Raw genomic sequence first — 21,537 nt, 5'->3', positions numbered from 1 at the left:
TTAAGCCTTCGATTTAAGCAGGCGTGCCGCTTTAACGGCAAAGTAGGTCAAGATGCCATCGGCACCTGCTCGTTTGAATGCCAGCAGTGACTCCATCATCACCGACTCCTCATCCAACCAGCCATTTTGAAACGCCGCCATGTGCATCGCATATTCGCCGCTCACTTGGTAAGCATAGGTAGGCACACGTAGCTCAGTTTTCACACGGCGCACGATATCAAGATAGGGCATACCCGGTTTTACCATCACCATATCAGCACCCTCAGCTAGATCGAGAGCAACCTCGTGCAGGGCTTCATCGCTGTTAGCAGGGTCCATCTGGTAGCTGTATTTATTGCCTTTGCCAAGATTACCGGCAGAGCCTACTGCGTCACGGAAAGGACCGTAGTAAGCACTTGCATACTTGGCAGAGTAGGCAAGGATGCGAGTATTGACATGACCACCGGCCTCTAGCGCTTCACGGATCGCCTGAATACGGCCATCCATCATATCACTCGGGGCCACCACATCAGCGCCTGCTTCAGCGTGTGAGAGCGCCTGCTTCACCAATACATCAACAGTGATGTCATTGAGTACGTAACCCTCTTCATCGATGATGCCGTCCTGTCCATGGGTAGTAAATGGATCCAACGCAACGTCAGTAATCACACCCAGTTCTGGTAATTTTGCTTTGATCGCTCGCACGGCACGCTGTGCCAAACCCTCTGGATTGAATGCCTCTTCGGCCATTTCAGACTTAGCGGATGCAGGTGTGACTGGGAATAGAGCCACGGCAGGAATACCTAGTTCATAAGCTTCCTGACAGGCATCAACAAGCAGATCAATGCTGAGTCGCTCAACACCCGGCATAGAGGGGACCGTTTCACGCTCACCTTCGCCCTCAATCACAAACATTGGGTAGATCAGATCTTGGGCTGTCAGCTGGTTCTCACGCATCAAATCACGAGAGAAAGTGCTAGCACGCATACGACGCATGCGAGTGAGTGGAAAAATGCGTTGGCTAGGATCGAATGCCACGAGACACCTCATTAGTAGATGATTTTTAACAAGTATAACGCTCAAGATGGCGGCAAGACTAACCCGCCGACCAACAAATCGACACAAAAATGGCTTTGGTTATTTACATATAACTAAATAATATATAAATAACCTCTTTTTAGCTGTTATGACTATATACAAACCCTATCTCAATCCCTAAAGTACGCACCACGGAATAACTGAGGTCATGGATTGACCCGGTGAGACCAAGGATTGGTTTCAATGGAAGTAAAGCAACACAGGGACATCGCAGGACGCGACTAGGTTGCAAGGAAAGTCTTCCAACAGGGCGTGCCATGGAGTGGCCGCCCTATTTTTTTGCCTGCTATTTGCCCAACAGCAATGCGATGCGATGCGCCAGATCCTCGGGATCATCCCAGGGCATCATATGCCCAGCCCCTTCAATGAACTCCAAATGCATCGGCTGCTTAATCCTATTAGCCACACGTAGCGCATACTCTTTGGATAACACCTCATCATGATCACCTTGCAGATTGATCAATGTAAATGGGAACACCGAATCAGCAATCCCAGCTTGATGGGTAAACAGTGAAGCAAGCGTTGCCAGAGGGTAGTCAAAGATAATCAATGGATCGTCATTGATGTAGGGCCCTGCGGGGTGATCACCCAGAAGCGACTCAAAATCGATAAAGCTCTTAAGTGGCAGGCGCATATTGGGAAACCACAGAGCGCTGAAGCGAGTCCAGCTCCAACCCAAGGCATACATCATATCGGGAGGCTCTTGCCCTAACAGCAGCGTGGTACAGAGCACCGATTGAATGCGCTGATCTAGCTCAGCCAACGCAACCGCCGTGACAGCCCCTATCGAGTAACCATAGACGGACCATGGACCGGTAAAGCGGGATTCAAGGGCATTCAGCACATGGGAAAGGTGATGCTGGAACTGTTCAACAGTATATCGACCGCGATTACCTGCAGAGTAGCCGTGTCCCGGAGGATCGACCGCAATCACATTAAAACCCTGCTGATTAAGGGCTACAGCTAATTCAGCATAGAGCTCGACATAGGTGCCGATCCCTGCGAGAAACAGAATATTGGGGGCGCTGTGCGAGACAGGGTAGATCTCGACATTAATGCTGGCATCCAATCGCCACACTTCACGATGTGTCAGCGCATCCGAAATACCCAACCCCTGACGACGAGCCTTCTGCTCTACCGTCTCAACGGGGAACGCCTGCCTAAAGCTCATTAACGCTGACACCTAGGACAAAATACCGTCGCCCGTTGACCCTGACGAATCTCTTTAAGCGTCGAGCCACAGGATTTACAGGCCTCACCGCCTCGACCGTAGACAGAGAGCTCTTGCGCAAAATAACCAGGTTTACCGTCACTGGAGAGGAAATCCCTTAAGGTGGTACCGCCGCGCGTAATGGCGTATTCAAGTACGCTCTTAATCTCAACGACCAACCGCTCATAACGCTGTTTTGACACCTTGCCCGCCGGCTTGCGAGGGTCGATACCCGCTTTGAATAGCGACTCGTTAGCATAGATGTTGCCAACACCGACGACGACTTCAGAGGTCATGATGAACTGTTTAATGGCTAGAGAACGATTACGTGACGCCTTAAACAGATAATCGACGTTGAACGCGTCAGACAAAGGCTCTGGGCCTAGCTTCTCTAATAATTTATGCGTCTCGCCTTTGGGCTGCCAGAGCACAGAACCGAAACGGCGAGGATCGGTTAGGCGTACCAACAAGCCATTTTCCATCACCAGATCCACATGATCATGTTGGGCCGGTTCGGTTCCTGTGGGAAGGACTCTCAAGCTACCTGACATACCCAAGTGCACCATGAGATCGCCCTCATCAAAACGTATCAGGATATACTTTCCTCGACGTTCGACGCTATTGACTCTTTTTTTAACGATATTTTCAGGAATTTCACTAGGTACAAGCCAACGCAGACGAGGCTCACGCACCACAAAATCAGCAACACGCTGCTGATCAATGTGCGGCTCTATGCCACGTCGTGTTGTCTCTACTTCGGGTAACTCTGGCACTTAACTCACCTTAGCTGCACGTTGGGTTAAAAAGACGCCTAGCACCGTCACAGCCACACCCACCAGGGTTAGCATCGATAGACGCTCATCGAACAGATACCAAGCTTCTAGCGCTGTTGCGGGCGGAACAAGGTAGAAATAGCTGGCCACCTTGGCTGACTCACCTTCACGGATCATCAACATCAATAGCAAAATGGCAGAGAGCGACAGACCAAGTACCAACCAGGTCAAGGCGCCAATTAACTCAATATGCCAAACCACCTCTTGAGTCTCAAAAGCGAAGGTTAGAGCACCCATGATAATCGCCGTCATCACGTATTGAATGAACGATCCAGTTAGAAGATCCGCACCCCCACCAAAACGTTTCTGATAGAGCGTGCCAATAGAGATCGCAAACAGTGCCACCAAGGCGGCCGTGATCGCACCCGCTGTAAGAGTAATCTCCTCGTCAGCCACACCCGACCAGAGCACTGTCACGACGCCGATCAAGCCAAGCCACAATCCAATCCAACCCATAGGGCTCAACTTCGACTTGAGCCACATCTGTGACATAAAGGCGGTCAGTAGCGGCTGCAGACCGACAATAATGGCTGTAACACCAGCCGGCATATCCAACTTGATGGCTGCAAATACGCCACCCAAATAGCCTGCATGAATCAACGATCCCGTAACCAACTGATGTTTAGCGACATCCCAGCTCGGCCAACGTCCACGGAAGATCTGAATCAATAAAAAGAAGACCGCCAACGTGAACAGCATACGGATAAATAGGTAGTTAAACGGTTCAATATAGGGCAAACCGTATCGAGCACCGATAAAGCCGGTGCTCCAAAGCAGAACAAATGCAAAAGGTACAACACTCATCCATGACTTAGTCATGCGAACATCCTTAAATGGGTAAACGCTGGGCAAAAAAATACCCGCATCAGTGTAACCGAATGCGGGTATCTTTGGGATGCTGTATCAATTACTTGATCTTAGCTTCCTTGTAGATAACGTGCTTACGAACAACCGGATCGTATTTCTTGAATTCGAATTTGTCCGGAGTGTTACGCTTGTTCTTATCTGTAGTGTAGAAGTGACCAGTACCTGCAGAAGAGACTAGTCGGATCTTTTCGCGTGCGCCTTTAGCCATGACTTAGCTCCTTATGCTTAGACTTTGTTGCCATTTTTACGAACGTCAACAAGAACAGCGTCGATGCCTTTCTTGTCGATGATGCGCATACCTTTAGAAGATACGCGTAGACGAACGAATTTGTTTTCGCTCTCTACCCAAAAACGGTGCCAGTGCAGGTTTGGTAGGAAGCGACGACGTGTTTTACGTTGTGAGTGGGAAACGTTGTTTCCTGTTACTGGGGATTTGCCAGTAACCATACATACTCGAGACATTTTAAAACCTCAGTTAATAGTGTTTTCTTTTACTCTGTCAGATATTTATTGAATGCCACTTTCATAACGAAAACCTTGGCAATCTCAGGCGGAGCGTCCGAAAACGAGACAGAAATCCCGTACCAATGAGACAGAGGCGCGTGATATTACAGAAGAACCACCCCAAACGCCACCTTTTTGTCTGTTTTTTGTTCAATCTTAGGAGTGATGTGAGATCGTGGTTTTGCGGTTTTGTTCGCGGTTTTTAGATTTCGCGGTTTTTCGCTTCGCTCAAATTCGCTCCTACAACGCCACCCCGTAAGAACGAATTACCGCAGGTAAACCGTGACACATGATCGCAACCCCCACCCCGCAAGAACGAATTACCGCAGGTAAACCGTGACAAATCATCGTAACCCACACCCCGTAGGAACGAATTGCCACAGGCAAACCGTGACAAATGATCGTAACCCACACCCCGTAGGAACGTATTACCGCAGGTAAACCGTGACACATCATCGTAACCCACACCCCGTAGGAACGAATTGCCGCAGGTAAACCGTGACACCCAATCGAAACCTCCACCCTGTAGGAACGAATTGCCGCAGGCAAACCGTGACACATCATCGTAACCCACACCCCGAAGAAACAAATTGCCGTAGGCAAACCGTGACACGTCTAATCAAGCCATATGGCATCCCAATGCGGATATTCTCTGACTGTTGTTACCAAACCCGCTCTTACTGGGTTCATCACAATGTATCTAGCAATACTCTCAATATCATCCGATCGCCTAATCGCTCGATCATAAAAGCCTTTTTCCCAGCTGATACCCTGACCTTTAACCAAACTCAGCTTAACTTTTCTCATCACATGTGAAATTGAACCTGAGTGTTCATTGAGTTGAATTAGCCAATGGAAATGATCGGGCATTATGACATAGGCCAGACTCTCAATCTGTTGACTGTGCAGGCATTTAACTAGAGATCGAGCCACATGAAAATCTTCAAAAAAGCACTGGCGCCCCAGCGTCACCGTGGTTAGATGATAAATCTGCCCTGGAATCGAAACACGGCCTTTTCTTAACGAACTGTAACCTGGTTTTTTAATCATGACTCATCCTTGAGTTATGTAATTTATGTTTGCGGTATTTGTTTGTGTTTTGCGATTTTATGCGCGGTTTTTTATTTTCGCGGTTTTTCGCTTCGCTCAAATTCGCTCCTACAACGCCACCCTGTAGGAACGAATTGCCGCAGGCAAACCGCGACACATCATCGCAACCCCCACCCCGTAGGAACAAATTGCCACAAGCAAACCGCGACACATCATCGCAACCCCCACCCTGTAGGAACGAATTGCCGCAGGTAAACCGTGACACATCATCACATCCCACACCCCGTAGGAACAAATTGCCACAGGCAAACCGCGACGCATCATCGCAACCCCCACCCTGTAGGAACGAATTGCCGTAGGCAAACCGTGCCCTATAGCAGCCCCCGCTCTGCAAAGCTCATCGATTGGCTGCCCGCTATGATCAGATGATCGAGCACTTTGATGTCGATCAGAGCTAGCGCTTCTGAGATTCTTTGGGTAATGGTTTGATCGGCCATCGAGGGCTCGCAGACGCCTGAGGGATGGTTATGGGCGAGGATAATGGCTGAGGCGTTGAGCGACAGCGCCGCTTCAACAATAACTCTGGGGTAGACCGCAGCCGCATTTAACGTACCAGAAAAGAGCACCTGCCATTTAATCACTCGATGCTGTGCATCCAGAAACAGACAGCCGAAGTGCTCTCGGCTGGCGCCGGCCAGCTCATGGCTAAGATAGGCCTTAACCGATTCCGGACTCTCGATCACCGAACGTTGTGCTATTTCACTGGCTAGGTAGCGTTTCCCCAGCTCCAGAGCTGCCTGAAGCAGAACGTACCGAGCAAGGCCGGCGCCGGCCAAATCGATAAAGCTTTCACACTCTCTATTGAGCAGTGCATTTAAGCTACCCGCTTGATCCAACCATTGACGGCCAAGATCGACGGCATTGCAGCCCGGTAACCCCTGCCCTACAAAAACGGCCAGGAGTTCAGCATCACTCAGCGCCGATGCGCCCTGTTGTAATAGCCTCTCACGCGGCCTCTCTGAACTTGGCCAATCCAAAATTTTCATATCACCTCCCTGTGATGAACGATATTTCGCTATACTCTGATCCCAGTATAGAAGATAATTCAATTTAAACATTGTCACTGTTTATAAGGCTTTCGAGGTATGCATAGACTTACTAACCGCCACATTTTGATCGGTATCACTGGCGGTATTGCAGCGTATAAAGCAGCTGAATTGACGCGTCTATTCAAAGGAGTCGGCGCGGAGGTACGCGTTGTTCTAACGGACGCTGGTGCCGAGTTCATCACCCCGCTGACCCTGCAAGCGCTATCAGGCAACCCTGTGCATCAATCCCTGCTCGATCCGGAAGCTGAACAGGGCATGGGGCATATTGAACTGGCCCGTTGGGCGGATCTCATCATCGTAGCGCCAGCGACGGCTGACTTTATGGCTCGATTTGCAGGCGGCATGGCAAACGACTTGCTGACCACTCTCTGTCTAGCGACGGACGCGCCTATCGCGTTAGCGCCAGCCATGAACCAGGCTATGTGGCGTGACCCTCGCACCCAGCAGAACTTAGAGACGTTGCTATCTCAAGGCGTCAATATCTTTGGACCTGGTTCGGGTGAACAGGCCTGTGGTGACACTGGGCCTGGTCGCATGATTGATCCCACTGAAATCCTAGCCAGTTGCGCCAATCTAATTGCGAACGGTCCGCTCAATGAGAAGAGCGTTGTGATTACCGCTGGTCCTACCCGTGAAGCGATCGACCCTGTTCGTTTCATCTCGAATCACAGCTCAGGCAAAATGGGATTCGAACTGGCTTCAGCAGCCGCTAAAGCGGGTGCCAATGTCACCTTGATCGCAGGGCCTGTATCACTGCCAACGCCTAAAGGGGTTCGACGAGTTGATGTCGAGTCAGCAGAGCAGATGCTTGAAGCCGCTTTGGTTGCGTCAGAACAGGCGGACATCTTCATTGGCGCCGCCGCTGTGGCCGATTACCGTCCGCAACTGGTCGCAGAGCAGAAGATCAAGAAAGGGGCCGAAGAGGTGATGGAGATTCTATTAACCAAGAATCCAGACATCATCGCTACCATTGCCGGGCAACCTGAGCGCCCACTAATGATCGGTTTCGCTGCTGAGACTGAAAATCTTGTTGAGTACGCTCGCAGCAAACTGGTTCGCAAAGGGCTGGATCTGGTGATTGCTAACGACGTCTCGCAAGCCGATATTGGATTTAATGCTGATCAGAATGAAGTCATTCTGGTCGGACCTAACGGCGAACTCCCTCTTCCCAAAGCCGGTAAGAGCGAATTGGCCGAACAACTCATTTCACACATTTCACAATTGATGGATTGATATGCAAAAGCTACAAGTAAAAATCCTAGATAAGCGCCTAGGTGACTCGATTCCCATGCCAACTTACGCCACCACTGGATCAGCGGGTCTGGATCTTCGTGCCTGTGTTGAAGCGCCGCTGACTCTAGAGCCAGGCCAAACCGAACTGATTCCAACCGGCATGTCGATCTTTATTGAAGACCCTAGCCTCTGCGCAATGATTCTTCCACGTTCTGGCCTGGGGCATAAGCATGGCATCGTGCTTGGCAACCTGGTTGGCTTGATCGATTCTGACTACCAGGGCCAGCTATTTGTCTCGTGCTGGAACCGTGGTCAAACCACTTTCACAGTTGAGCCAGGCGAGCGCATCGCACAGTTAGTTTTGGTTCCTGTGGTTCAAGCTGATTTTGAATTTGTTGAAGAATTTACTGAAACGGATCGCGGCGAAGGCGGCTTTGGCTCTTCGGGTCGTCACTAATTTTTAGATTTGATTTAGAGGTTTTTTCACCATGCCATTAACACGCCAACAAGCGATCTCGACCGCCACCGTCCTTTCTGAAGCGCTTCCCTATATTCAACGCTTCGTCGGTAAAACCATCGTCGTTAAATACGGCGGCAACGCCATGACCGATGAGAAGCTAAAAGCCAGCTTTGCACGCGACATCGTTATGCTGAAACTGATTGGCCTGAACCCCATTGTTGTGCACGGTGGTGGCCCGCAGATTGGTGATCTACTCGACAAATTGAAGATCGAATCTCACTTCATTAATGGCATGCGTGTCACCGATACGGCAACCATGGATGTGGTTGAGATGGTTCTCGGCGGCATGGTCAACAAAGAGATTGTCGGCCTCATCAACTCCGCCGGCGGTAAAGCGATCGGCCTGACCGGTAAAGATGGCGACCTGCTTCGTGCACGTAAGCTGAAAGTGAAACACAAGACGCCTGAGATGGAAGCACCTGAGATCATCGATATCGGTCACGTCGGTGAAGTTGAGCGTGTTAACGTCAGCGTTCTAGAGATGCTGGTGGATTCGGACATCATTCCAGTCATCGCCCCAATCGGCGTAGGTGCTGACGGTGCCTCATACAACATCAATGCGGACCTAGTCGCGGGTAAAATTGCAGAGGTTCTTCAGGCAGAGAAACTGATCCTACTGACCAACATTGCAGGTTTGATGGACAAAGAGGGCGAAGTGTTAACAGGCCTCTCAACCCAACAGGTCGATGCTCTAATTGCCGACGGTACTATCTACGGCGGTATGTTGCCTAAAATCGACTGTGCATTGAGTGCGGTAAAATCAGGCGTGACTTCAGCGCACATCATCGACGGTCGTGTCGAGCACTCCTGCATGCTGGAGATCTTCACTGATGAAGGTGTCGGCACTCTGATCTCTAACAAATCGTTGAAGGTGGAAGCATGAGCGAGGCCAAAATTTCACGACGCGACCAGATTCTCCAGGCACTCGCCCAGATGCTGGAGGTCAATCCAGGACAACGTATTACAACGGCGGCCCTTGCAAAAGATGTTGGGGTATCAGAAGCGGCTCTCTACCGCCACTTCCCAAGTAAAGCGCGCATGTTTGAAGGGCTAATCGAATTTATCGAACAGACCCTATTCACACGCATTAAGACCATCACACAATCCGATGTCAGCGCCGTTCGTCAAGTTGAGCAGATCATTACCCTGCTACTCGCCTTTTCAGAGCGCAACCCAGGAATGTGCCGACTGCTCGGTGGTGATGCGCTTTCGGGCGAAAATGAGCGTCTGCGCGGTCAAATTAATCAACTGTTCGAGCGTATCGAGACGCAAATTAAACAGACCTTACGCGAAGCCGAGTTGAAAGAGGGTATTCGCACCCAACTTCCAGCCGGCTCTACCGCCAACCTAATTTTGGCAACGGCTGAAGGTCGCATTCGCCAGTACGTTAGAACGGACTTCAAGAAACGCCCCACTGAGTTCTGGCCAGAACAGTGGTCCCGCATGTCGATCGGTCTCTTCAGAAGCCCATCGAACTGATGGGCAACAACTACTTCAAAGATCGCCTCAGCTTTTTTGCGGCGATCTTTGCCTTGATGCTGGCCGCGGCCAACCTTCGCGGCGGCCTAGTCGTTATCGGCCCACTAGTCGAAGATATTCGGACTGACCTTGGGATTTCAGCTGCCGCGTTCGGCTTCTTGATGACACTGCCACTGCTCTGTTTTGCCTCATTCTCTCTGGTCGTGCCCTGGGTTGCTAACCGTTTAGCACCGATGAAAGTGGTGGCTCTGGCGCTGCTGACTCTTGGCATAGGCGCAGCGGCACGCCTCTTTGGCGACTACGGGATGATGGTCTCTGGCACGCTAGCACTGGGGGCCGGCATCGCCATTTTGAATGTACTGATTCCATCATTGGTTAAGGGACTCTTCCCAGAGAACGCGAGCTCACTGACCGGTGTCTATACACTGGTGCTAACCACAGGGGCCGCGTTTAGCTTCTACTCCTCGATCCCGATGCGAGATGCCTTTAATGATTGGCATGTGCCTATGATCGTTTGGGCCATCTTGCCGATCATTGCTCTATTGGTCTGGCTGCCGATGTTACGGGTTAAGTTTAAACCGGCTGCACCGACCAGTGTCAGCAGCAGCGTTTGGCGTTTACCACGAGCTTGGTCTTTGGCCTCTTTCATGGGACTGCAGTCTATTCAGTTCTATGTATTAGCGACTTGGCTTCCACGCATCTTTATGGATGCAGGGTTAAGTGATGCAGAAGCAGGGCTGATGACCGCCATCTTCACCATGATCGGTATACCGGCGGCACTCCTAACCCCGATGATAGCGGCTAAGTTGCCAACGCAACGCAGCATTGTCGCGATCATCACCTTAATCGGCTTGGTGGGCGTTTTTGGAATATGGCTAGCGCCCATTGAAGGTCGCTACTTGTGGGTCGCTTGTTTAGGTACCTATGGTGGGGCTTCGCTCTCACTTGCGTTGGCTCTGATCGCGATGAAGTCGCATGATATGCGCCAAGCAACCGCTCTGTCAGCCATGGTCCAAGGGGTCGGTTATCTGCTCGCAAGCATCGCACCGAGTTTGATCGGCGCTCTTTACGACTGGCAACAAGCTTGGACACTGCCGATGCTCACGCTTGTCTTGCTGCTCATTGCACAAGCGGTGGCCGGTTGGCCCATCAGTGGCACCGGCAAGGTCGATGAAACGCGTTAAATGTTGAAGGTTTCGATCTCGTGGCAGAGATCGAAGCTATGAGGCAGTGATTTAGACCGTTCTGAAAACTCTGCAATGATTTGATCTTCCACCCCCGGTTTTAGGTGCATGATATGCACCTTGATGGGCTCGTCTAACTTGGCCAAATCCTCAGCCAAAGTAACCGATGTGTAGTGCTTACTGATTCCAGCCAGTTCGGCAGAGTCATTTCGGTAGGAGAGCTCTATGAAGATATCTGAGACCGGCTGCTGATTCAGGGTTTGCCACACCAACTCGGTCGGTCCGGTATCACCAAAAAAGCAGAAAGCACCCTCTCCTTTGCTGATCCGGTAGGCAAAACTCGGCACCGTATGCGACAGAGGAATCGGCATCACCTGATAGCCGTTTAACTCCAATCTTTGTAAGGGCTCTAGCTCAAGATATTCAAGAACCGGGGTCTGCTCGTTGGGTATTTTTGAAAAGTCTGGCCAGATCACCCAGTTCAATATGTGCGCCTTAACCGCCTCTAACACCTCTTTAGGTGCCGCTAAGATAATTGGCTTGTGACGATGCTCAGAAAGAGAAGCGAGCATCATGGCGACGCCCGCTATGTGATCCATGTGGGCATGGGTCAGCAGCACCGTTTCGATTTGGTTCATCTGCGCTAAGCTAAGGAGACCAACCCCAGTGCCCCCATCTAAGAGTGTGCGCTCATCCAATAGAAAGCTGGTGGTGAACAGCCCCTCTGCCAAGCCTCCTGAACAACCTAAATTTCGAACCTTCATCACTGATCAATCATCGATTAAGGATGTTCAACGCTTTGAGCATAGTCAGCGCTTGATAGAGCTGGAAGTCATCACCGGCTAAATCGGACTGCACTGAGGATTGAACTGTCTCTTCTGACTCGTTCTCAAGGTGACCTGCCAAATCCACTTCGCGTACCTGATCTAGATTAGGGGCTTTGCGATCCAGCTGTAGGTCTTCGACCACCACATCAGGACTGATACCCTGCGCCTGAATGGATCGTCCATTGGGTGTAAAGTAGCGTGCCGTCGTAATTTTAACAGCACGATCTTCTGACAGCGGAACAACCGTTTGTACCGAGCCTTTACCAAAACTCTGGGTTCCCATAATTACGGCACGTTTTTGATCCTGCAGAGCCCCTGCGACGATCTCTGACGCCGATGCGGACCCACCATTAATCAGCACGATTAACGGTACATTACCGATCGCCACATCATCTGTGGCATTAAACTCCAACTCAGATCGAGCAATGCGGCCCTCTGTATAGACAATCAGACCTTCATCCAAGAATGCATCCGACACCGCAACAGCCGCCTGAAGCACGCCACCAGGGTTATTTCGCAGATCCAAGACAAGCCCTTTAAGCGCCTCATCTTTTTGCAGCTTAGCCAGAGCATCTAACAGATCCTGACCTGTATTAGCTTGAAACTCACTGATTCGCACATACCCAAAGCCAGGCTCTAACAGGCGACTTCTGACGCTTCGAATCTTGATTGCTGCACGAACCAACTCAACTTCAAAGGGGGCATCGACGCCTTCACGCATGATGGTGATGCGAATCGACTCACCAATTTTGCCGCGCATCAATTTCACTGCGTCACTGAGAGACATACCTTGAACCGGCGTATCACCCAATTTAGTGATGAGGTCACCCGCTTTGATACCGGCCTCTTGAGCAGGGGTATCGTCCAGCGGCGTAATGACATGTACAAAGCCATCCTTCATACCGACTTCGATGCCCAATCCACCGAACTCGCCGTTCGTGTGTTCTTGCAGGTTATCGAACGCCTCTTTAATCAAGTAGTCCGAGTGCGGATCTAAGCCACGTACCATGCCGGCAATGGCATCTTCTAATAACTGCTGATCAGTAACCGGTTCGACGTAACTCTTTTTGATACTGCTAAATACCTCCGCAAAACGGCGCAGCTCATCGAGTGGCAACTGATTCTCGGAGGACTCTTCACTGGTCTGTTCTATCGGGTAGGCAAAGACGTTCAATGATAAGAGGCTTGAAAGGAGCAGAAAGCTAACGGAACGGAACAACATAAAACCACCTATCACTGATTCGAATTATCTCTTTTTATTTAGCCAGGGAACCGGGTTAAAACTCTTACCATTATGACGTAATGAGAAGTAGAGGCCAGTCTGATCATAGCCACCACTGCTACCGGTGAGTGATATGGTCTCGCCCGCTTGCACCCAATCACCTGTGTTACGCAACAGACTCTGATTGTGACCATAGAGGCTGAGGTAGTCATCCCCATGGTCCACTATGATCAAAAGCCCATAGCCTCTTAACCATTCAGAAAAGACAACACGACCTGGATGGATCACTCTAACAGCCTTACCTGGATCGGAACTGATGAAGATACCATCGGTCGATAGCGTGCTCTTTTTACTGCCATATTTAAGAGCCAACTTACCCGACACCGGCCAATCTAACTTCCCTTTGCGTTTGGCAATCTGCGGCGTATCGATATCGACGAAGTTATCTTTCAGCGACTGCTCTATCTCAACGAGGAGAGACTCAAGCTGTTTGCGATCTTGCTCAAGTTTGACCAACTGATTTTTCTCGCTGCCAATGTCTCGCTTGATTTCATCCAAGGTTTTTAAGCGCTGCTGGTAGGCTTGTTTTAAGCGATTTTCCTGCTCAACTAGCGCCTGCTTTTCAGACACTAGTTGCGACTCTGTCGCACTGAGGTCTGCGCGATTCTGATCAAAGTCACTTAATAGCCTTTGGTAGCTAGTCACTCGCGTTTTTAAAACATCGCTGAGGTGATCGTAGTAGCGCAGCATGCGATCAACCGTCTGTGGCTCTGTACCACTCAAAATCATTTTCAGTCTTGGCTGACGACCTTTACGGTACTGCTCTTGCAGCAAAGAGATTAACAATGCGCGCTCTTTTTCGACCGCCTGTTTTAGACGAGTCTGATCACTGGTTAGCGTATTCGCTCGACCAGTTAGTTTATTGATAGATAGGGACACTTCGCGCTTTTTAGAGGAAATTTCAGCAATTTTACGCTCATCTTCACGAAGTTTTTTCTGGAGCGCTTGCTGGTCGCCCTGTTTTTTAGCGACACTTTTTTGCAGTGACTGCATCTGTGCAGTCAGCTGTTTGATTTTCTGCTCAGTCTCTTCAGCCGTTCCCGCTAATGCTGGGGAGCAACAGAAGAGACCTAGAAGGAGCCAGTGGCGCAACACGGATTAGCGTGACGCCAGGCTAGAGCCGGTCATTTCAGACGGCTTATCAATATCCATTAGATCCAGCAGCGTCGGTGCCAGATCACATAGCGCGCCATCCGCTAGGGTTAGCGACGCTTTACGAGGACCATCGTAGATCAAAGCGACTGGCCAGTTGGTGTGGGATGTATGAGGCTGTCCTGAGTTTGGATCAACCATCAACTCAACGTTACCGTGATCGGCTGTGATCAGTGTCTCACCGTCCACTTCTGCCATCGCCGCCAGCACCTTAGCAAGCGCTTCGTCGACCGCTTCACAGGCTTTAACCGCTGCATCAAATTTACCGGTATGACCGACCATATCACCATTGGCGAAGTTGCAGACAATCAGATCGTATTGACGGCTTCGTATAGCCTCACAGAGTTTCTCACTCACCTCTGGTAAGCTCATTTCAGGTTTCAAATCGTAAGTAGCCACATCGGGAGAGGGCACCAAGATGCGCTCTTCACCTGGGTAGACCTCTTCCTGACCACCGTTAAAGAAGAAGGTGACGTGTGCATACTTCTCGGTTTCAGAGATACGCAACTGAGTTTTACCCATACCCGAAAGGTACTCACCCAAATCATTACTGATCTTTTGAGGAGGGTAGGCACAAGAGGCCGGGATATCCGCTGCATATTCGGTCAGCATGACAAAGTCAGCAAGTGCTGGGCGTTTAGCGCGTTCAAAACCATCGAATGAATCATCCAGAACAAAGGCACGCGTAATTTCACGAGCACGGTCCGGGCGGAAATTAGCACAGATTAGAGTATCACCATCATTGATCGTACCCACTGGCGCACCCGATGCGTCAGTAATCACGGTGGCCGCGACAAACTCATCGTTCTCATCACGAGCGTAAGCAGCAGAGAGCGCCTCTTGAGCGGACGCAGCCGTTTGAACACCTTTACCCATTGTCATGGCATCGTATGCCGTCTGCACACGATCCCAACGGTTATCACGATCCATTGCGTAGTAACGACCGACAACGGTAGCGATGGCGCCTACGCCCAGATCTGCAAACGCCTTCTCAGCGAGAGCAATAGACGGCTCTGCAGAGCGAGGCGGCATATCACGACCATCCAAAATAGCGTGTAGGTAAACCTGCTTCGCACCGCGTTGAACGGCCATTTTAGCCAACGCAACAATATGATCTTCGTGGCTGTGAACACCGCCAGGGGATAACAAGCCAGTAATATGCACCGCATTACCCTTTGCAATCGCGGCATCCATCGCGTTAACCAGCGCGCTGTTCTCGAAGAAGTCACCATCGGCAATCGCTTTGGAAATACGTGTCAGGTTTTGGTAAACCGTTCGGCCTGCACCGATATTCATGTGCCCTACTTCGGAGTTGCCCATCTGACCATCTGGAAGGCCCACGGCCATGCCCGATGTTTGAATACGTGAGTTTGGATTATTGGCCAATAGACCATCCCAAACAGGCGTATTAGCAGCGGCTACAGCTGATGATTCAGTGGCTTCGACTCCGTACCCATCTAGGATAAGAAGCGCTCTTGGGGTGCGCATATCACTCATAGTTATGAATATTCCGGTTATAAGACTTTAGATTGATAGAGATTTTAACCGTTGAGGCCCGTTAAAACCATTAAACATTGGTGATTTTTCAGTCAGCCCCCTTATCCCTTGAGGCTCTGCAATGTATACTTTCGCGCATTAATTTTTATTGCATACACAGGTCTGAAATGGAAAACGTAATCGAATTTATCGGCAATCACACCATGATGGTTGTTGCTTGGGCATTTACCCTAGCCATGCTGATCTTTACTGAGCGTATGAAAGGCGGTAAATCAGTGACGGCGGCTGAAGCAACGCGCCTAATCAATAAAGAAGATGCTGTTGTTCTTGATATCCGAGCGCACAAAGATTTCAGCACTGGCCACCTGACTAACTCGATCAACATTCCACTGGCTGATTTCGATCGCCGCATGACTGAGTTGGATCAGTACAAAGAGAAGCCGATCATTGTAGTGTGTAACATGGGTCAGACAGCGGGCACCGCGTGTCGCAAAATGAAATCGGCTGGATTCACACAGGCGATGCGTCTTACCGGAGGCATCTCTGAGTGGCGCCACCAAAGCATGCCAGTGGTAACAAAATGACAGTAGAAATTTACAGCTCAGCTCTATGCGGTTTTTGCACTCGTGCAAAGATGTTACTTGATCACAAAGGTGTTTCATTTAACGAGATCAGCGTAGATCAGGATCCAACAAAACGCGCTGAAATGATGGAACGCAGTGGTCGACGTACCGTTCCTCAAATCTTTATCGGCGAGCACCACGTTGGCGGATGCGACGATCTGTTCGCACTTGAGCGCAATGGTGAACTGGACGGACTGCTGGCAAACAACGCCGGCGAATAATTAGAACGATTAAAAGTAAGGAAGCAACATGTCTGAAGAGAATCAGCAACCAGCACCACAGTTTGGTATGAAACGTGTCTACCTAAAAGACGCATCACTTGAAACACCTGCTGGCCCAGAAATTTTCAACAAAGCTTGGCAGCCACAGGTTGGTCTAGATGTTAATTCGGCTAGCCGTGTACTGGGCGATGATCACTACGAAGTGAACCTAACACTGACTGTGACCGTTAAGACAGAAGATGAAACAGCCTTTCTGATCGAAGTACAGCAAGCAGCTATCTTCCAGATCAGCGGCTTTGAGCCAGCACAGCTGCACCACACTCTAGGTGCATACTGCCCAACGCTTCTATTCCCATACGCACGTGAAGCAGTAGACAACCTAGCGACTAAAGCTAGCTTCCCTGCACTGATGCTTGCACAGGTGAACTTCGATGCTTTGTACGCACAGAAAGTTCAGCAAGTAATGGAACAGCAGAAAGCAGAGCAAGGCGAAGCTGAAGCGGCTGAATAAGCACGCACTGCACACAATATAAAAAGGAGGCGAATGCCTCCTTTTTTGTTGTCTAAAGATCGGTGTTTTACGATCGATGCTCCACCCAATACTCGAACATATCATTCATCGTTTCAGAGAGTGGACGATACTCAATACCTAATACCTCCCGACTCTTACTGTTGTCCGCTCGCCATTCGATGTTGACGTTGTTAGCAATAAACTTTCGATCCAATTTAATGAACGGAGCAAGCAACCAAACCAACCATTTAGGTGCAGCTCTCTTGGGAAGTTTGTAGTCCTTTCCGAATCGCGCTTGCAGTGTCAGTAGTGCGGTTAGTAGGTCGCTACAGTGTCCAGAAAGAATAAAGCGCCCTACTGCCTCAGGGGTGAAGGCTGCACGTAGATGAGCTTCTGCGACCTCTCGAACATCAACAAAACCAATACCTAAACGTGGCGCACCCTGTTTGAACTCACCCGAACCCACACGTTCGATGATCGAGAAACTCTCTGACGTTGGAATGCCACCTATCGCTGGCCCCATCACTAAACAGGGATTGATCGTCACCAAGTCAAACGATGCATCCTCAGCGATGCGCCAGGCTTCACGTTCGGCCAGAGTTTTTGAATACGAATAGGGCTGATAGTCTATGGATGCGGTTTCATTCCAGTTTGCTTCCGTTAGCACGCCGCCCTCGACCGAGTCACACTCTGTCGCATCAGTATAGATTGCAGCACAAGAACTGGTGACCACCACCCGCTTAACGGTTTCGAAGGATTTAGCCGTCTCGAGCACATTGCGGGTACCGATCAACGCAGGATCAATAAGTTCCCGCTGCGGGTCTTTAAAATTTGAGGTAAAAGGCGATGCGGTATGAAATACAACACCACACCCCTCGATCGCATCGGCAAACCCCTCTTTGGAGAGCAGATCGGTTTTGAAGAATTTAAGCGTACCCGGGCTTCCATCAGCTAAGGCGTTCAACGCTTTAAGTTTATCGGTGGCCTCGGGATCACGCACCGTGGCATGTATAGTTAACCCCTCTTCCAATAAGCGCTTAATAATCCAACCAGCAACATAGCCTGTAGCACCCGTCACTGCGACGGAAAGAGAACGATCTATGTTCATATAAAGGACTCTTCTAAATTTTAATTAATGTATCACGTACGCTAGTGTTTTAGACCTAGACCGCTTTAATCCTATTAACTGCCATCAATCATTGATAAGCTGTTTCTAATATAAACTAAACATTAGGAGAGCAACATGGCGGTTATTGAGCTAAACCAAGAGAATTTTGAATCGACCATTACGCAAAACAACTTTGTGATTGTCGATTACTGGGCGCCTTGGTGTGGTCCTTGTAAAGCCTTTGGCCCAACCTTTGATACCGTCTCTGAAGAGTTCCCAGACGTTGTCTTTGGCAAGGTGAATACTGAAGTTGAACAGCAAATTGCAGCTGAGTTCCGCATTCGCTCGATTCCAACACTGATGATCTTCCGCGACAACATTCTGATCTACAACGAAGGCGGTGCACTGCAAGCAGGACAGCTTCGCGAACTGCTAACAAAAGCAGGTGAACTCGATATGGATGCCGTTCGTGCAGAGATTGAGCAACAAGCCGCAGCTAAAGCTGAATAGTCTTTAGGCTCAAAAGGCGTCCAATCTGGGCGCCAGTTCTTTCTAAATTTTCAGCGCCATTAGCAAGCGCCTCTTCCAAGCTACAAACACCTGGAACCACTGAGAAAAGTGCATCAATGCCCACATCATGCACGCCCTCTGCACCCTCACCAATAGAGCCACAGAGTGCAATTACAGGCAAGTCGTGCTGTTTAGCCCAACGTGCAACGCCAACCGGGGTTTTACCGCTTAGACTTTGACCGTCCATGCGTCCCTCACCGGTAATCACCAGATCGGCACCCTCAAGCGTTTTATGGAAATCGACCGCCTCCAGCACCAGATCGATACCTGGTGCTAAGCGAGCATCTAAAAACTGAACCAACGCGTAGCCAAGGCCACCCGCTGCGCCAGCGCCGGCACGATCTCGTAAATCCTTACCCAACAAGTCAGCACTCACGTCGGCCAATCGAGTTAGGGCGTCATCCAACTGTTGAACCTGTTCAGGTGTCGCCCCCTTTTGCGGACCAAAAATAGCAGAAGCCCCCCGCTCACCTAACAGCGGATTATCAACATCACAGGCGACTAAGAACTCTGTCTCGGCTAAACGTGGGTCAAATCCGGTTAGATCTATACGATCCAGATCAGCCAGTGCCGCACCCCCTTCGGCAAGTTCATGACCTGCCGCATCAAGAAACTTAGCACCCAGAGCCCTTAACAATCCCGTTCCACCATCATTGGTGGCACTGCCTCCTAAGCCCATAATGATGCGACGCGCGCCTTGATCCAGGGCTTTAAGGATCAGCTCACCCGTACCATAGGTTGAAGCTGTTAGGGCATCACGCTGTTCAGGCAGTATCTTATCCAATCCTGAGGCTGCCGCTGTTTCGACCACCGCTGTCAGTGGCACACCCTCTTGGTGACCCAGTACGCCCCAGATAGCATTGAGGGAGCCCCCTAATGGCCCCGTCACTTCGGCCGTGTGTTGCTTCCCAGAGGTTGCTGCAATCAGCGCTTCCGTCGTTCCCTCGCCACCGTCCGCCACAGGTACGCAGTGAATGTCGACATCCGTTAGCGTTGACTCAATGCCTTTGGCAATCGCACGTGCGACGCCTTCTGCATCTAGGCTCTCTTTGAACGAATCAGGGGCAATGACTAGCTTCATCAACAAGGCTCCAGAAGTTGGGACTCACCCAACTATCGCATTGTGCACTGCATCAAGCAATAAAAAACCCAGCACATGGCTGGGTCTTATTACAGAACCGGTCTTAAGAGGGCTGCTTAGTGGTGCGTAGGTAAGGCAGCTTGATGTCTACATCGCCAAAACGCTCTTTAGCCTCTTCATCGTTAAGTGATAGAGCTACGATTACGTCCTCACCAGGCACCCAGTTAGCTGGCATCGCAATTGGCACACCGTAAGAAGCTTGAAGTGCGTCAAGCGCACGCAGTACTTCAGCAAAATTGCGACCAACAGACATCGGATATGTCATCGAAAGCTGAAGCTTTTTATCTGGGCTAAAAATGAATACAACTCGAACACTAGCAGAATCAGCTGCTGTTCTGCCATCAGGAAGGTATGCTTCCGCTGGCAACATATCGAGTGCTTTAGAAACCTCTAGCGACTCATCAGCAATGATTGGGAAATTAGCCTTTGCATTGGCAAAGCTCTCGATATCGCACTTCCACTCTTTGTGCTCATCAACACCGTCAACCGATAGACCGATCACTTTGGTATTGCGCTTCGCCCATTCATCGGCCAGTTGAGCAACTGCGCCAAATTCAGTTGTACATACTGGAGTAAAGTCTTTCGGATGGCTGAAAAGGATTGTCCAGCTATCACCAATGAAATCATGAAGCTTGAATTCACCCTGATCAGTGACAAGATCAAGATTTGGGACAGTATCATTAATACGTAAAGCCATGGTTTATCTCCATTGTTAATTTAATTTCGACTTATCTTCAGTCGATATGGTTATAGTTACATAACAAAAATACATAATAAATTTTATTATGTTTATGGCCTTGATAAATTATATCTATGTTGGTCATCGAAGAGCTTGGCGAAAAAAGAACTTAAACTAGTTCGCCTGTGTCACGATCACGCTTGGCTAATCGACCACGACTAGCGACGTAGTGCTGATTAAAGCGTTTGAAATAGGCATTGAGGTGGTTCGAGGCAGGTTCATCGCCTAACTGTTCAAGCAGTGCGATGGCAACTTCGGCGGTGCAGAGTTGTCCTTCATGAATCGCTTTGCGCAATCCATAACTCGACTCGCGCACTTCATCCAGACTGATCACTGGTAGATGTTGTAGGTAGTCAGAGTGGCGGAAGATCCTGCGCGCTTGTCGCCAGGTACCATCCAGCAGAATTAAAAGTGGCTTACCCGAACGTTGTTGGACCTCAACGGGCGTTGTCATTCGCTCGAGGTAGTCCTCTGCGGGTGGGAAGACAATGATAGGCTGATAAGAGGGATCGTTCAGTAAAGCTGTTAACTCGTCACCTGGCTCTTTGCGACCTTGCCACTCTATGACGCGGGTTTTAGCGATACTGTCGGCGATTAGCCTACCGGTATTGGTGGGTTTATAGGTTTCGTAGCGATGCATCAGCACCACAAACTCAACCTGTGATTCAACCTCAGATCGGTACTCACAGATACAGGCGGTGATTGGCAGACGGCAATGTTCACAGCGCTTTACATTAGCACCACGCGTAACAAAGGGTTTACGAGGGGGGTTGTCGATCTGAGGCATTGAGCAGCGTTAA

At 49.9% G+C, this 21,537-nt stretch carries 25 protein-coding genes; 9 read left to right on the top strand and 16 right to left on the bottom strand.

The genetic code is table 11. The annotated features are described in order from the left end of the window. The 8 genes from hemB to radC form a co-directional block, all read right to left on the bottom strand. Positions 1–1,017, bottom strand: a complete 1,017-nt coding sequence (hemB, locus tag XMD579_RS07845) for a porphobilinogen synthase (RefSeq protein ID WP_371731467.1) — start codon at positions 1,015–1,017, stop codon at positions 1–3. 346 nt (positions 1,018–1,363) lie between these two features. Continuing rightward, positions 1,364–2,248 carry an alpha/beta hydrolase gene (locus XMD579_RS07840; RefSeq protein ID WP_173481879.1) on the bottom strand — a complete coding sequence of 295 codons (885 nt, stop codon included), beginning with the start codon at positions 2,246–2,248 and terminating at the stop codon, positions 1,364–1,366. Then, entirely contained in the window at positions 2,248–3,060 is an 813-nt protein-coding gene (gene mutM, locus XMD579_RS07835) for a bifunctional DNA-formamidopyrimidine glycosylase/DNA-(apurinic or apyrimidinic site) lyase (protein WP_173506172.1), read from the bottom strand. The genes XMD579_RS07840 and mutM overlap by 1 nt, the downstream gene beginning before the upstream one ends. Next, positions 3,061–3,939 (bottom strand): DMT family transporter, encoded by an 879-nt coding sequence (locus tag XMD579_RS07830; protein WP_173506171.1) that lies wholly within the window; start codon positions 3,937–3,939, stop codon positions 3,061–3,063. 88 nt (positions 3,940–4,027) lie between these two features. Continuing rightward, positions 4,028–4,195, bottom strand: a complete 168-nt coding sequence (rpmG, locus tag XMD579_RS07825; protein WP_027854336.1) for a 50S ribosomal protein L33 — start codon at positions 4,193–4,195, stop codon at positions 4,028–4,030. Positions 4,196–4,212: 17 nt separating this feature from the next. Further along, positions 4,213–4,449: a 50S ribosomal protein L28 gene (rpmB, locus tag XMD579_RS07820; RefSeq protein ID WP_173481876.1), complete on the bottom strand. Its 237-nt coding sequence runs from the start codon at positions 4,447–4,449 to the stop codon at positions 4,213–4,215. Between the two features lie 657 nt (positions 4,450–5,106). Next, complete coding sequence (locus XMD579_RS07815) at positions 5,107–5,541, bottom strand: transposase (RefSeq protein WP_173481875.1); 435 nt, start codon at positions 5,539–5,541, stop codon at positions 5,107–5,109. A 371-nt stretch (positions 5,542–5,912) separates the two neighbouring features. Next, complete coding sequence (gene radC, locus XMD579_RS07810; RefSeq protein ID WP_173481874.1) at positions 5,913–6,587, bottom strand: DNA repair protein RadC; 675 nt, start codon at positions 6,585–6,587, stop codon at positions 5,913–5,915. Between the two features lie 99 nt (positions 6,588–6,686). Here radC and coaBC point away from each other — a divergent pair, with 99 nt between their 5' ends. From coaBC to XMD579_RS07785, 5 genes are read left to right on the top strand one after another with little or no spacing between them, the layout of a single operon-like run. Then, a complete protein-coding gene (coaBC, locus tag XMD579_RS07805) occupies positions 6,687–7,883 on the top strand; it encodes a bifunctional phosphopantothenoylcysteine decarboxylase/phosphopantothenate--cysteine ligase CoaBC (RefSeq protein ID WP_173506170.1) in 1,197 nt (398 codons plus the stop codon). Position 7,884: 1 nt separating this feature from the next. Further along, the gene (gene dut / locus XMD579_RS07800) at positions 7,885–8,340 is read left to right on the top strand and encodes a dUTP diphosphatase (protein ID WP_173481872.1); all 456 of its coding nucleotides are present in this window, start codon (positions 7,885–7,887) and stop codon (positions 8,338–8,340) included. Positions 8,341–8,371: 31 nt separating this feature from the next. Next, positions 8,372–9,286 carry an acetylglutamate kinase gene (argB, locus tag XMD579_RS07795; protein WP_173481871.1) on the top strand — a complete coding sequence of 305 codons (915 nt, stop codon included), beginning with the start codon at positions 8,372–8,374 and terminating at the stop codon, positions 9,284–9,286. Continuing rightward, positions 9,283–9,882 (top strand): nucleoid occlusion factor SlmA, encoded by a 600-nt coding sequence (slmA, locus tag XMD579_RS07790; RefSeq protein WP_173506169.1) that lies wholly within the window; start codon positions 9,283–9,285, stop codon positions 9,880–9,882. The genes argB and slmA overlap by 4 nt, the downstream gene beginning before the upstream one ends. Beyond that, on the top strand, positions 9,882–11,066 hold the full coding sequence (locus XMD579_RS07785) for an MFS transporter (RefSeq protein ID WP_173506168.1): 1,185 nt from the start codon (positions 9,882–9,884) through the stop codon (positions 11,064–11,066). The genes slmA and XMD579_RS07785 overlap by 1 nt, the downstream gene beginning before the upstream one ends. Here XMD579_RS07785 and XMD579_RS07780 read toward each other — a convergent pair. The 4 genes from XMD579_RS07780 to gpmI are packed head-to-tail and all read right to left on the bottom strand — an operon-like array spanning position 11,063 to position 15,824. Next, the gene (locus tag XMD579_RS07780; RefSeq protein ID WP_173506167.1) at positions 11,063–11,830 is read right to left on the bottom strand and encodes a 3',5'-cyclic-nucleotide phosphodiesterase; all 768 of its coding nucleotides are present in this window, start codon (positions 11,828–11,830) and stop codon (positions 11,063–11,065) included. The two genes, XMD579_RS07785 and XMD579_RS07780, sit on opposite strands and share 4 nt — an antisense overlap. A 10-nt stretch (positions 11,831–11,840) precedes the next feature. Further along, complete coding sequence (locus tag XMD579_RS07775) at positions 11,841–13,115, bottom strand: S41 family peptidase (protein ID WP_173484173.1); 1,275 nt, start codon at positions 13,113–13,115, stop codon at positions 11,841–11,843. Positions 13,116–13,139: 24 nt separating this feature from the next. Next, the gene (locus XMD579_RS07770) at positions 13,140–14,270 is read right to left on the bottom strand and encodes a peptidoglycan DD-metalloendopeptidase family protein (RefSeq protein ID WP_173482631.1); all 1,131 of its coding nucleotides are present in this window, start codon (positions 14,268–14,270) and stop codon (positions 13,140–13,142) included. A gap of 3 nt (positions 14,271–14,273) precedes the next feature. Further along, complete coding sequence (gene gpmI / locus XMD579_RS07765; protein ID WP_173506166.1) at positions 14,274–15,824, bottom strand: 2,3-bisphosphoglycerate-independent phosphoglycerate mutase; 1,551 nt, start codon at positions 15,822–15,824, stop codon at positions 14,274–14,276. A gap of 167 nt (positions 15,825–15,991) precedes the next feature. On the opposite strand from gpmI, the gene XMD579_RS07760 reads away from it, so the two are divergent. From XMD579_RS07760 to secB, 3 genes are read left to right on the top strand one after another with little or no spacing between them, the layout of a single operon-like run. After that, positions 15,992–16,408, top strand: a complete 417-nt coding sequence (locus XMD579_RS07760; protein WP_173481864.1) for a rhodanese-like domain-containing protein — start codon at positions 15,992–15,994, stop codon at positions 16,406–16,408. Then, positions 16,405–16,668 carry a glutaredoxin 3 gene (grxC, locus tag XMD579_RS07755; protein ID WP_173481863.1) on the top strand — a complete coding sequence of 88 codons (264 nt, stop codon included), beginning with the start codon at positions 16,405–16,407 and terminating at the stop codon, positions 16,666–16,668. The genes XMD579_RS07760 and grxC overlap by 4 nt, the downstream gene beginning before the upstream one ends. A 28-nt stretch (positions 16,669–16,696) precedes the next feature. Next, positions 16,697–17,179, top strand: a complete 483-nt coding sequence (gene secB / locus XMD579_RS07750; protein WP_173481862.1) for a protein-export chaperone SecB — start codon at positions 16,697–16,699, stop codon at positions 17,177–17,179. Between the two features lie 67 nt (positions 17,180–17,246). On the opposite strand, the gene XMD579_RS07745 is transcribed toward secB, so the two are convergent. Then, a complete protein-coding gene (locus XMD579_RS07745) occupies positions 17,247–18,287 on the bottom strand; it encodes an NAD-dependent epimerase/dehydratase family protein (RefSeq protein ID WP_173481861.1) in 1,041 nt (346 codons plus the stop codon). 135 nt (positions 18,288–18,422) lie between these two features. On the opposite strand from XMD579_RS07745, the gene trxA reads away from it, so the two are divergent. Further along, the gene (gene trxA, locus XMD579_RS07740; protein WP_173506165.1) at positions 18,423–18,797 is read left to right on the top strand and encodes a thioredoxin; all 375 of its coding nucleotides are present in this window, start codon (positions 18,423–18,425) and stop codon (positions 18,795–18,797) included. Here the strand turns inward: trxA and XMD579_RS07735 are convergent. The 3 genes from XMD579_RS07735 to XMD579_RS07725 form a co-directional block, all read right to left on the bottom strand. Then, positions 18,784–19,938 carry a glycerate kinase gene (locus tag XMD579_RS07735; RefSeq protein WP_173481859.1) on the bottom strand — a complete coding sequence of 385 codons (1,155 nt, stop codon included), beginning with the start codon at positions 19,936–19,938 and terminating at the stop codon, positions 18,784–18,786. The genes trxA and XMD579_RS07735 overlap by 14 nt on opposite strands. A gap of 103 nt (positions 19,939–20,041) precedes the next feature. Further along, complete coding sequence (locus XMD579_RS07730) at positions 20,042–20,695, bottom strand: peroxiredoxin (protein ID WP_173481858.1); 654 nt, start codon at positions 20,693–20,695, stop codon at positions 20,042–20,044. Positions 20,696–20,846: 151 nt separating this feature from the next. Then, a complete protein-coding gene (locus XMD579_RS07725; protein ID WP_173481857.1) occupies positions 20,847–21,524 on the bottom strand; it encodes a tRNA-uridine aminocarboxypropyltransferase in 678 nt (225 codons plus the stop codon). Positions 21,525–21,537 lie beyond the last annotated feature (13 nt).

It is taken from the genome of Marinobacterium sp. xm-d-579 (genome assembly GCF_013282935.1).
In the GTDB taxonomy this organism is placed as follows: Bacteria; Pseudomonadota; Gammaproteobacteria; order Pseudomonadales; family Balneatricaceae; genus Marinobacterium_E.
This window is presented reverse-complemented; position numbering and strand designations above follow the sequence as displayed.